4 protein-coding genes are annotated in these 13,026 nt (G+C 73.3%); all 4 read left to right on the forward strand.

From position 1 onward, the window contains the following. The coding region (locus HCJ93_RS28040; protein WP_167998636.1) for a type I polyketide synthase at positions 1-2,811 on the forward strand (2,811 nt) is incomplete at its 5' end. Between the two features lie 4 nt (positions 2,812-2,815). Further along, positions 2,816-11,215 (forward strand): type I polyketide synthase, encoded by an 8,400-nt coding sequence (locus HCJ93_RS28045; RefSeq protein WP_206318059.1) that lies wholly within the window; start codon positions 2,816-2,818, stop codon positions 11,213-11,215. Next, the gene (locus HCJ93_RS28050) at positions 11,212-11,988 is read left to right on the forward strand and encodes a thioesterase II family protein (RefSeq protein ID WP_167998638.1); all 777 of its coding nucleotides are present in this window, start codon (positions 11,212-11,214) and stop codon (positions 11,986-11,988) included. Before HCJ93_RS28045 ends, HCJ93_RS28050 begins: the two co-directional genes overlap by 4 nt. Positions 11,989-12,180: 192 nt before the next feature. Next, a complete protein-coding gene (locus HCJ93_RS28055) occupies positions 12,181-13,011 on the forward strand; it encodes a hypothetical protein (protein WP_167998639.1) in 831 nt (276 codons plus the stop codon). Positions 13,012-13,026 lie beyond the last annotated feature (15 nt).

The following is a 13,026-nucleotide window of genomic DNA, read 5'->3' on the forward strand; positions in this document are numbered from 1 at the left end:
ATCAACTGGCCCACACACGGCGGCAACCACGCCACCGACCTCCCCACCTACCCCTTCCAGCACCAGCGCTACTGGATCAATCCCACCACCGACAGCCGGACGAACCTCTCCGGCGCGGGCCTGGCGGCCGCCGGTCATCCGCTGCTGGGGGCTGCCGTGGAGGTGGCCGGCACGGACACGCACCTGTTCACCGGGCGGCTGTCGTTGCAGAGCCACCCCTGGCTGGCCGACCACGCCGTGTCCGGAACCGTGCTGCTCCCCGGCACCGGGTTCCTCGAACTCGCCCTCCAGGCCGGCCACCACGTCGACTGCGGCACCGTAGAGGAACTCACCCTCGAAGCACCCCTGGTCCTTCCCGAACGGGGCGGGGTGGACGTGCAGTTGAACGTGGGCGCACCTGACGACTCGGGGCGGCGCGAGCTGACTCTCCACTCACGCGCGCAGGACGCCGGCAGCGACGAGCCGTGGACCCGGCACGCCACCGGCACCCTGGCCCCCGTAGAGCAGTCCCCGAGGCCCGATGCCGACATGACCACATGGCCGCCCTCCGGGGCCGAGCCGGTGGAGACCGAGGGCTACTACGACAGGCTGGCCGAGCAGGGCTACGGGTACGGCCCTGCCTTCCACGGCCTGCGGACCGCCTGGCGGCGCGGTGACGAGGTCTTCGCCGAGGTCGCGCTGCCGGAGGAGGAGTCCGCCGAGGCCGCGGAGTACGGCATCCACCCGGCACTGATGGACGCGGCGCTGCACGCGCTGGGTCTGGGCGTGCTGCCCGCGGCGGGCGAGGGCCGGGCGCGGCTGCCGTTCTCGTGGAGCGGGGTGACCCTGCACGCGGCGGGCGCCGCCGCGCTGCGGGTGTGCGTGGCTCCGCTCGGGGACGCCGAGGACACCGTGTCGGTCACCGTGGCCGACCCGGCCGGCATGCCGGTCGCCACGGCCGAGTCGCTGGTCGTACGGCCGGTGGTCACCGCGCAGTTGGAGGCGGCCGGTTCCTCCGTGAACGACAGCCTGTTCCGCATGGACTGGGTGCCGGCCTCCGCGGGGCTCTCCCCCGTCGCGGCGCGGCGCTGGGCGGTCGTCGGGCCGGACCCGCTGCGGGTGGGACGGACGCTGGAGGAGACCGGTGCGACGGTCTTCGCGGCCGACGACCTGGACTCCGTGGCCACACTGGACGTCGTCCCGGACGTGGTGGTCGTGCCGTACGCGCCTCAGCAGGACGGCACCGACAAGCTCACCGCGCGGGTCCATGAGGTGCTGTACGGGGTGCTGGACCTGGTCAAGCGGTGGCTGACGGAGGAGCGGTTCGCCGACTCCCGGCTGGTCCTGCTCACCCGCAACGCCATCGTCACCTCACCCGAAGACACACCCGACCTCGAACACGCCGCCATCTGGGGCCTGATCCGCTCCGCCCAGTCCGAACACCCCGACCGACTCGTCCTCATCGACACCGACGACCCCACGCACGACCTACGCGGCGCGCTCACGACTGGTGAGCCTCAAGTCGCCATCCGGCAAGGCCAGTTCCTGGTACCTCGCCTAGCCCGCACCACGGTCACCCCCGCCGACGCCCCCGTCTTCCGGCCCGACAGCACCGTCCTGATCACCGGCGCCACCGGCACCCTCGCCGGACTCCTCGCCCACCACCTCGTCACCCACCACCACGTCCAAAACCTCGTCCTCCTCTCCCGACGACCCGCCCACACCCTCGCCACCACACTCAACGAACTCGGCGCCCACACCACCGTCGTCACCGGCGACGTCACCGACCCCGACACCCTCACCCACACCCTCACCCACCACCCCATCACCGCCGTCATCCACACCGCCGCCACCCTCCACGACGCCACACTCGACACCCTCACCACCCACCACCTCGACACCGTCCTCAAACCCAAACTCGACGGCGCCCTCCTGCTCCACGAACTCACCACCCAACACACCCCCCACCTCGACGCCTTCATCCTCTTCTCCTCCGCCGCCGCCACCTTCGGCGGACCCGGACAAGCCGCCTACGCCGCCGCCAACACCTTCCTCGACACCCTCGCCCACCACCGCCACACCCACGGCCAACCCGCCCTCTCCCTCGGCTGGGGCCTGTGGCAAGACCGCTCCACCATGACCGGCAACCTCACCCACACCGACCTCCACCGCATGACCCGCCACGGAGTCGGTGCCATGTCCAGCGACGAGGCACTGCGGCTGCTGGACGCGGCCTGCGCGGCGGGTGAGCCGCACCTGCTGCCAATCCGGCTCTACGTAGGGGCGCTGCGGCGGCGGGCCGACGACGACAGTCTTCCGGCGCTGCTGCGGGGTCTGGCCCAGCGTCGGGTGCGTCGTCACACCGCGGAGGTTGGCATGCGACGGCCTGCGGAGCTGTCGCTCGCCGAGCGGCTCGCCCGGGTGTCCGGGGAGCAGCGGGCGCAGGCGCTGGAGGACCTGGTCGTCGCGCAGGTGGCAGCCGTGCTGGGCCATGCGTCGACGGCCGCGATCGAACCGGACCGCGCCTTCAAGGACATCGGGTTCGACTCGCTGACCGCGGTCGAGCTGCGCAACCGGCTCAACACGGCCACCGGGCTGCGGCTGCCGGCCACGCTGGTCTTCGACCAGCCGACTCCGCAGGCGATCGCCCGCTTCGTGGAGCGGAAGCTGTTCCCGCAGGAGACCGCGCAGACCACACCGGCTCCTGCGGTCGCGCCGGACTCCGGCCACGAGACCGACGCCATCGATGCCATCGACGAGATGGACGTCGACCTCCTCATCAACCTTGCTTTCGACGGCGACAGCGCCGGATCCGACGCGGAGCGTGAGTGACCCCATGAGCAACCCCAACGACAAGGTCGTCGCCGCCCTGCGGGCGTCCCTGAAGGAGACCGAGCGGCTGCGGCAGCACAACCGTGAGCTCGCTGAGCGCGGCCGGGAGCCGATCGCGATCGTCGCGATGAGCTGCCGCTACCCGGGCGGCGTACGCACGCCGGAGGACCTGTGGCGGCTGGTGGCCGCGGGCGAGGACGCGGTGTCCGAGTTCCCGACCGATCGCGGCTGGGAGCTGGACGGGCTCTACGACCACGGCGGATTCCTGTACGACGCCGCCGACTTCGACCCGGCGTTCTTCGGCATCTCGCCCCGCGAGGCCCTGGCGATGGACCCCCAGCAGCGCCTGCTCCTGGAGACCTCCTGGGAGGCCGTGGAACGGGCCGGCATCGACCCGCGGACCCTGCGGGGCAGCCGTACGGGCGTCTTCGCCGGTGTGATGTACCACGACTACGGCACGCTGGTCGACGCGTCGCCGGACGCCGTCGAGGGCTATGTCTACAACGGCAGCGCGGGCAGCGTCGCCTCCGGCCGGGTGGCCTACACGCTCGGCCTGGAGGGGCCCGCGGTGACGGTCGACACCGCCTGCTCGTCCTCGTTGATCGCGCTGCATCTGGCGGTGCAGTCGCTGCGCAATGGCGAGTGCTCGCTGGCGCTCGCCGGGGGCGTGGCGGTGATGTCGACGCCGACGCTGTTCGACGAGTTCAGCCGGGGGCAGGGGCACGGACTGGCCCCGGACGGACGCTGCAAGGCGTTCGCGGACAGCGCCGACGGGACCAGCCTGTCGGAGGGCGTGGGTCTGCTGCTGCTGGAGCGGCTGTCGGACGCGCGCCGCAACGGCCACCCGGTGCTCGCGGTGATCCGCTCCACGGCGGCCAACCAGGACGGCGCCAGCAACGGACTGACCGCCCCCAACGGTCCCGCCCAGGAGCGGGTGATCCGGGACGCGCTGGTCGCCGCCGGGCTGACCGGTGCGGACGTAGACGTCGTCGAGGCCCACGGCACCGGCACCACCCTCGGCGACCCCATCGAGGCCCAGGCCCTCCTGGCCACCTACGGCCAGGACCACAGTCCCGAACAGCCACTGTGGCTCGGCTCGTTGAAGTCCAACATCGGCCACACCCAGGCCGCCGCCGGCGTCGGCGGCGTCATCAAGATGGTCATGGCCATGCGCCACGGCCTGCTCCCCCGTACCCTCCACGTCGACACCCCCTCCACCCACGTCGACTGGGACTCCGGAGCCGTCTCGCTGCTGACCGAGGAGCGGCCCTGGCCGGCCGCCGACCGGCCGCGCCGTGCGGCCGTGTCGTCCTTCGGCGTGAGCGGCACGAACACGCACGCCGTCCTGGAAGAGGCCCCGGAGGACGAGTCCGCCCGGGACCTGCCGGAGCGCGGGGCCGGGATGCCGGTCGTGCCGTGGGTGCTGTCCGCCCGGTCGGCGGACGCGTTGCGCGAACAGGCCGCAAAGCTAAGGGAGTTCGTCCACACGAACCCCGCCGATGTCGGCTTCTCGCTGGCCACGGGGCGTTCGGTCTTCGAGCACCGCGCGGTGCTGTACAACAACGGTCCCGGCGGGCTCGACGCGGCGCTGACGGCGCTCGCCGAGGGCAGGGACGCGGCTCCGGGGCTGGTGACGGGCACGGGTCACCGTGCCGCCCGGACGGCCTTCCTCTTCACCGGGCAGGGCAGCCAGTACCCGGGCATGGGACGTGAACTCCACGCCGCCTACCCGGTCTTCGCCGCCGCCTTCGACGAGGTCTGCGCCGCCCTGGACCCGCACCTGGACCGTCCGCTGCGTGAAGTGGTGTTCGCCGAGCCGGGCACGGCCGAGGCGGAGCTCCTGGACCAGACGCAGTACACACAGGCAGGGCTGTTCGCCGTCGAGGTAGCGCTGTTCCGGCTGGTCGAGGCATGGGGCCTGCGTCCCGCCGCGCTGCTGGGCCACTCCGTCGGCGAGCTGGCGGCGGCCCATGTCGCGGGGGTACTGCGCCTGCCGGACGCCTGCGCGCTGGTGGCCGCCCGCGGCCGGCTGATGCAGGAGTTGCCGGTGGGCGGGGCGATGGTGTCCGTACGCGCCACCGAGGACGAGGTCATGGAGGTGCTGGCCGGACGCACGGAACGGGTGTCCGTCGCCGCCGTCAACGGGCCGCGGTCCGTCGTCGTGTCGGGCGACGAGGAGACGGTGCTCGCGGTGGCCGCCGAACTCGCCGAGCGCGGCCGACGCACCAAGCGGCTCAACGTCAGCCATGCCTTCCACTCGCCCCGCATGGACGCCATGCTCGACGACTTCCGGGCCGTCGCGCGCTCGCTGCGGTACAGCGATCCGCTGATCCCGGTCGTCTCCGATGTGACCGGCCGTACGGCCACCGCCGAGGAGCTGACCGACCCGGACTACTGGGTGCGCCATGTGCGGCAGGCCGTGCGGTTCGCCGACGGCGTGCGGACGCTGGGCGAACTGGGCGTCGGCAGCTGCCTGGAACTCGGCCCCGGCGGGGTGCTCTCCGGCATGGGCCAGGACTGCCTGCCCGGCGACGCCGTGGCGTTCGCCGCCGCGCTGCGCCGCGACCGCGCCGAGCCGGAGTCGGTGGTGGAGGCGGTGGCGACGGTGTTCGCCCGCGGCGCCCGCGTCGACTGGGCGACGCTGTTCGCCGGCAGCGGTGCCCGGCGGGTGGATCTGCCGACCTACCCCTTCCAGCGGCAGCGCTACTGGCCGAAGGCCCCCTCCGGTGCGGCCGGGGACGTACGCTCGCTCGGCCTGGAGTCGGTGGACCATCCGCTGCTGGGTGCAGTACTGGAGAGCGCGGACGGCGACGAGCTGCTGTTCACCAGCCGGGTCTCGCTCGCCGCCCAGCCGTGGATCCGCGGTCACCGGGTCGAGGGCGCGGCCCTGCTGCCCGGCACCGCGCTGGCCGAGCTGGCCGTACGGGCCGGGGACAGGGCCGGTTGCCCGCTGCTGGAGGAACTGACCCTTGAGGCGCCGCTGGTGCTGCCCGAGGACGGTGGCCTACGACTCCGGGTGCGGGTCGGTGCCGCCGACGCGTCGGGCCTGCGCACGCTGACCGTGCACGCGCGGCCCGACGAGGACACGGGGCAGGACGGCCTGCCGTGGACGCGCCACGCGAGCGGCACCCTGAGCCCGGACCGCGCCGACGCCGGGCAGGACCTCAGCGGGGCCTGGCCGCCGGCCGGGGCCGAGCCGCTGGACATCGAGGGCCGCTACGAGCGGTTCCGGGAGAGCGGCTTCGAGTACGGCCCTGAGTTCCAGGGCCTGCGGGCGGCGTGGCGGCGGGGTGACGAGGTGTTCGCCGAGGTCGCCCTGCCGGCGGACCTGGCCGAGGACGCGGCGGACTTCGAGCTGCACCCCGCCCTGTTCGACGCGGCGCTGCAGACGGTCGGCCTCAGCAGCCTGGCCGAGGACGGCGCGCCGGCACTGATGCCGTTCTCCTGGCGGGGCATACGCCTGCACGCCACGGGCGCGACCGTACTGCGGGTGCGGCTGACCGTGACCGGTCAGGAGGAGGTACGGCTCGACGCGGCGGACGCCCTGGGCAGTCCGGTCCTGACCGTCGACTCGCTCGCGCTGCGGCCGCTGTCCGGCCGAGCGGCGGAGGCCGCAGCCGCGGCGACCCTGCGCGACGCGCTGTTCCGCGTGGAGTGGGTGCCCGTCGAGGCCGCGCAGGCGGAGGGGCCGGACCCGGTCTGGCTGTCCGCCGGTGAGGGCCTCGACGGCCTGTCGGCTTCCAAGGTCGTGGTCGCTCCTTGCCCGCCCGGTGAACGCACCTCGCTGCATTGGGTGCTGGACCTGGTCAAGCGGTGGCTGACGGAGGAGCGGTTCGCCGACTCCCGGCTGGTCCTGCTCACCCGCAACGCCATCGTCACCTCACCCGAAGACACACCCGACCTCGAACACGCCGCCATCTGGGGCCTGATCCGCTCCGCCCAGTCCGAACACCCCGACCGACTCGTCCTCATCGACACCGACGACCCCACGCACGACCTACGCGGCGCGCTCACGACTGGTGAGCCTCAAGTCGCCATCCGGCAAGGCCAGTTCCTGGTACCTCGCCTAGCCCGCACCACGGTCACCCCCGCCGACGCCCCCGTCTTCCGGCCCGACAGCACCGTCCTGATCACCGGCGCCACCGGCACCCTCGCCGGACTCCTCGCCCACCACCTCGTCACCCACCACCACGTCCAAAACCTCGTCCTCCTCTCCCGACGACCCGCCCACACCCTCGCCACCACACTCAACGAACTCGGCGCCCACACCACCGTCGTCACCGGCGACGTCACCGACCCCGACACCCTCACCCACACCCTCACCCACCACCCCATCACCGCCGTCATCCACACCGCCGCCACCCTCCACGACGCCACACTCGACACCCTCACCACCCACCACCTCGACACCGTCCTCAAACCCAAACTCGACGGCGCCCTCCTGCTCCACGAACTCACCACCCAACACACCCCCCACCTCGACGCCTTCATCCTCTTCTCCTCCGCCGCCGCCACCTTCGGCGGACCCGGACAAGCCGCCTACGCCGCCGCCAACACCTTCCTCGACACCCTCGCCCACCACCGCCACACCCACGGCCAACCCGCCCTCTCCCTCGGCTGGGGCCTGTGGCAAGACCGCTCCACCATGACCGGCAACCTCACCCACACCGACCTCCACCGCATGACCCGCCACGGGGTGTCCGGGCTCTCCGCGGCCGAGGGACTGGCGCTGTTCGACGCCGCGTGTGCGGCGGGCGAGGCGCACCTGCTGCCGATCCGGCTCGACGTGGCGGCGCTGGGGCGTTCTTTCGGCGCGGAGGAGCCCGTGCCGGCGTTGTTGCGCGGGCTGGTCCGCCGCCAGGTGCGCCGCGCCGCCGCCCGGGAGGGAGCCGAACCGCAGGGCCGGTCCCTGGCCGCCCGGCTGGGCGAGTTGGAGCCGGCCGAGCGGATGGCGTTCGTGCTCGGCCTGGTGCGGGAGCACACCGCAGGGATCCTGGGGTACGCCGGCGCCGGGGGTGTCGAGGCGGAACTCAGCTTCAGAGACCTGGGGTTCGACTCGCTGACGGGCATCGAGCTGCGCAACCGGCTGGCCTCGGCCACCGGGCTGCGGCTGCCCGCCACGCTGGTGTTCGACCACCCGAGCCCGGTCGAACTGGCCCGGTATCTGGTCACCGAGGCCCTCGGTGACGAGCCCGGCACCGCGGCCGGCCCGGCTCGGCGCAGCGACCTGGACCCCGACGAGGACGCGGTGGCCGTCGTGGCCATGGCCTGCCGTTATCCGGGCGGGGTGCGCACTCCGGAGGACCTGTGGCGGCTGGTGCGCTCCGGCGGCGACGCGATCTCCGGGTTCCCCGCCGACCGCGGCTGGGACACGGAGGCGCTGTACCACCCGGACCCGGACCACCCCGGCACGACGTACGCGGTGGAAGGCGGATTCCTGTACGACGCCGCCGAGTTCGACGCGGGCTTCTTCGGGATCTCGCCCCGCGAGGCCCTCGCCATGGACCCGCAGCAACGGCTGCTCCTGGAGACCTCCTGGGAGGCCGTGGAACGGGCCGGCATCGACCCGCGGACCCTGCGAGGCAGCCGTACGGGCGTCTTCGCCGGCCTCATGTACCACGACTACGGCACGCAGGTCACCGAGGTGCCGGAGGGGCTGGAGGCGTTCCTCGGCAGCGGCAGTTCCGGCAGCATCGCCTCTGGCCGGGTGGCGTACCACCTGGGTCTGGAAGGCCCGGCCATCACGGTCGACACGGCCTGTTCCTCCTCGCTGGTGGCCCTGCATCTGGCCGCGCAGTCGCTGCGCAACGGCGAGTGCTCGCTGGCGCTCGCGGGCGGCGTGACCGTGATGACCACGCCCGGTACGTTCATCGGGTTCAGCCGGCAGCGGGGGCTGGCCCGCGACGGGCGGTGCAAGGCGTTCGCGGACTCCGCGGACGGCACGGGCTGGGGCGAGGGCGCGGGCGTCGTGCTGCTGGAGCGGCTGTCGGACGCGCGGCGCAACGGCCACCCGGTGCTGGCGGTGGTGCGGGGCAGCGCGGTGAACCAGGACGGCGCGAGCAACGGCCTCACCGCCCCGAACGGGCCCGCGCAGCAGCGGGTGATCCGCCAGGCCCTGTCCAGTGCGGGGCTGACCGGAGCGGACGTCGACGCGGTCGAGGCCCACGGCACCGGCACCAGCCTCGGCGACCCCATCGAGGCGCAGGCGCTGCTGGCGACGTACGGGCAGGAGCACACCGACGAACAGCCGCTGTGGCTGGGCTCGTTGAAGTCCAACATCGGCCACACCCAGGCCGCCGCCGGCGTCGGCGGCGTCATCAAGATGGTCATGGCCATGCGCCACGGCCTCCTCCCCCGGACCCTCCACGTCGACACCCCCTCCACCCACGTCGACTGGGACTCCGGAGCCGTCTCGCTGCTGACCGAGGAGCGGCCCTGGCCGGCCGCCGACCGGCCGCGCCGTGCGGCCGTGTCGTCCTTCGGGATCAGCGGGACCAACGCCCATGTCGTCCTGGAGCATGCCGCGCCGGACGAGGCCGGGACCGAGGAGGGCGAGCCGGGCGGGGTCGTCGCTCCGCCGTGGGTGCTGTCCGGCAGGAGTCCGGAGGCCCTGCGCGCCCAGGCCGCCCGGCTGCGGGACTTCGTACAGGAGCGGCAGGAGCTGACTGCCGCGCAGGTCGGGCTGTCGCTGGCCACGACCCGGTCCGCGTTCGCGTACCGGGGTGCGGTGCTCGGCGACGACCCGGCGGAGCGGCTCGCGGCGCTGGAGGCGCTGGCCCGTGGCGAGGGCTCGCCGTCCGTGGTGACGGGTACCGCCGCGGGCGGTCACAAGGTCGCCTTCCTGTTCTCGGGGCAGGGCACCCAGCGGCCCGGGATGTGCCGGGAGCTGTACGCCTCGTCCGAGGTGTTCGCGGCGGCGTTCGACGAGATCTGCGCGCCGTTCGGACCGCTGCTGGAACTGCCCCTGGCCGAGGTCGTGTTCGCGGAGTCCGGCTCCCCGGAGGCGGAGCTGCTGGACCGCACCGAGTACGCCCAGCCCGCGCTGTTCGCCGTCGAGGTGGCGCTGTTCCGGCTGCTTGAGGCGTGGGGGCTGCGACCCGAGCTGCTGGCGGGGCACTCGATCGGTGAGCTGGCGGCGGCCCATGTCGCCGGGGTCTTCGACCTGCCCGATGCGGCGCGGCTCGTGGCGGCCCGTGGCCGGCTGATGCAGTCGCTGCCCGCGGACGGGGCCATGGCCTCGCTGCAGGCGGCCGAGGACGAGGTGCTGCCGCTGCTGTCCGGGCGGACGCACGAGGTGGGGGTGGCCGCGGTCAACGGGTCGTCGGCCGTGGTCGTGTCGGGCCGTGAGGGCGCGGTCGAGGAGATCGTCGCGCACTTCAAGGGTCTGGGCCGCAGGACCCGGCGGCTGCGGGTCAGTCACGCCTTCCACTCGCCGCTGCTGGATCCGGTGCTCGACGAGTTCGCGGCGGTCGCGCGCGAGGTGTCGTACCGGGCGCCGCGCGTCCCGGTCGTCTCCGACGTCACCGGCGAGACGGCGTCGGACGGGCTGCTCCAGGACCCCGGCTACTGGGTGCGGCACGCGCGGGAGGCGGTGCGTTTCGCCGATCAGCTGACGCATCTGGAGAAGGAGGGCGTCACCGCGTACGTCGAGGTCGGCCCGGACGCGGTGCTGGCCGCGATGGCCCGGGAGTGCCTCGGCGGTCAGGCGCTGGTGGTGCCCGTCCAGCGGCGCGACCGCGCCGACGCCCGGGCGCTGGCCACGGCCGTCGCCGAACTGCACGTCCACGGTGTGTCCCCGGACTGGGCGGCGGTGTTCGCCCCGACCGGCGCCCGTACGGTCGAGCTGCCGACGTACGCCTTCCAGCGCACGGCGTACTGGCTGCCGTCGGGGCCGCAGCAGGCGCCGGCCGGCGGCAGCGACCTGGAGCGGCGGTTCTGGCGCGCTGTCGGCAGCCGGGACGTCGCTGCTCTGGCCGCGCTGCTCGACGTCGACTCCGCCCGTGAGGCCGACTCCCTGAACGCGGTGCTGTCGCTGCTGTCGGCGTGGGACCACAGCCGCGCCCCCGCCGCCACGGACGCGCCGGAGGACGCCCAGCCGTCCGAGGACGACGGGGACCTGGCGCGGGCCCTGGCCGAGGCGTCCGAGGACGAGCGGCCGGCGCTGCTGCTGGAGGCGTTGCGGTCGGCCGCGTCCGCGGTGCTCGGGCACGCCGACCCGCACGCGCTGCCGGCCGAACAGGACTTCTTGGACGCCGGGTTCGCCTCGCTGACGGCCGTCGAGCTGAGCGCCCGGCTCACCAAGGTCACAGGCCTCGACCTGCCGCCCACGCTGATCTACGACCACCCCACGCCGGCAGAGCTCGCCGCGCACCTGCACGAGGAAATGAAGAGGACTGCGTCATGACCCCCACACGTACCGCACCCATCGAGAGCCCCTGGATCCGCCGCTACCAGCCGGCGCCCGCCGACGGTGTCACCCTGGTGTGCTTCCCGCACGCCGGCGGCTCGGCCACGTCCTTCCACGCACTGTCCCGGGCGCTCGCCGGGCGGCTGGACGTGGTGGCCGTGCAGTATCCCGGCCGTCAGGACCGGCATCGGGAGCCCGCCTTCGAGGACCTGCACGAGCTGGCCGACGCCGCGTTCGACGCGGTCGTCGAGGCCGTCGGCACCGACCGCCCGCTCGCCCTGTTCGGGCACAGCATGGGCGCGTCCGTCGCCTTCGAGGTGGCCGCGCGGCTGGAGCAGCGGGCGGGCGTGACGCCCGTGTCCCTGTTCGTGTCGGGGCGCCGGGCCCCCTCCCGGCACCGCAGCGAGGACCTGCACCGCAAGGGCGACGACGCGCTGCTGCGGGAGATCCGCGCCCTGGACGGCACCGCGCAGGCGGCGCTGGACGACGAGGACATCGTCCGGATGTTCCTGCCGTCCCTGCGGGCCGACTACAAGGCGATCGAGCGCTACCGCAGCGCGCCGGGCGCGGCCGTCGGCTGCCCCGTCGTCGCGCTGACCGGCGACAACGACCCGAAGACCACCGTGGAGGAGGCCCGGGCCTGGCAGGAGCACACCACCGGCCCGTTCGACCTGCGGGTCTTCGGCGGCGGTCACTTCTACGTCTCGGAGCAGACCGACGCGGTCGCCGAGGTGCTGGCCACGCGGCTGGGGGTCGCAGGGGTCGGCTAGGGGTTATCCGAGCCAGGAGGCGAAGTTAGCGTGACCGCGCATTCTCCGTATTCCACGGACGCGAATTCACCGTCCTCGAACACGAATCCACTGTCCTCGGACGTGCATTCACCGTTCTCCACGAACGCGAGTTCACCGTTTTCCACCGAACCGAACGCAGTGTTTTCCACAGACCATGGGGGATCCCGAACCATGACCGATCCGCAGACGTGGCGGGTTCTCGGCAACGCGGACGCGCACGAGCTCGTGCTCGCCGTGGACTTCGACGCCACCGGCCGGGCCGAGGGCCGCTTCACCGATCTGGCCTCGGGTCTGGGTGACCTGCTGCCCTGCTCGATCTGGGAGACGATTCCCCAGGAGGCCGGGACCGGTGCCGGCGATGCCGACCCCGTCGAGCGGTGGCTGGAGGAGGTGACGGCCGACGGCCGCCCGGTCCGCGCGGTGTTCGGCTTCTGTGTCGGCGGCGTCTACGCGGGCGCGATCGCGCAGCGCCTCGCCGCCCGGCAGGAACAGGCGCCCGCGCTGGTGCTGTTCGACCCCGAGCAGTCCGGCCCGCTGACCCTGTACTCGCAGTTCTACAAGGTCCTCGACTCCATGTCCGCCCTGCTGAGTGCCGAGGAGACCGCGCAGGCGGCGGACGAGGCGCGGCGGGCGCACGAGCAGCACACGACGATGGCCGCGCTGGGCGCCGAACTCCTCGACGTGTACCGGCGCACCGCCAAGCCCGCCTTCGACCGGCTGGAGCTGGACACCAAGCGGACGGAGGAGATCACCGCGGTCTTCGCGTCGTTCGTCGGCTATCTGATCGCGGCCGCGGACATCGACCCTCTGCCCGCGTGGCGGGAGGCCGTCGCCGTCACGTCCTCGTCACCCACGAGCGGTCTGAACGGCTCCCGCGCGGCCGGCCAGGACATCGCAGTGGGCCGGGAACTGCGCGTCGACGTCCCGCACGTCGACCTGCTGCGCGACCCCGGTGTCACCCGCACGGTGACCGAGCTGCTCGGCGCGGACAGGCCCGCCTGAGAAGTCACGTACGCG

The organism is Streptomyces composti, assembly GCF_012034205.1.
GTDB classification, from domain to species: domain Bacteria; phylum Actinomycetota; class Actinomycetes; order Streptomycetales; family Streptomycetaceae; genus Streptomyces; species Streptomyces composti.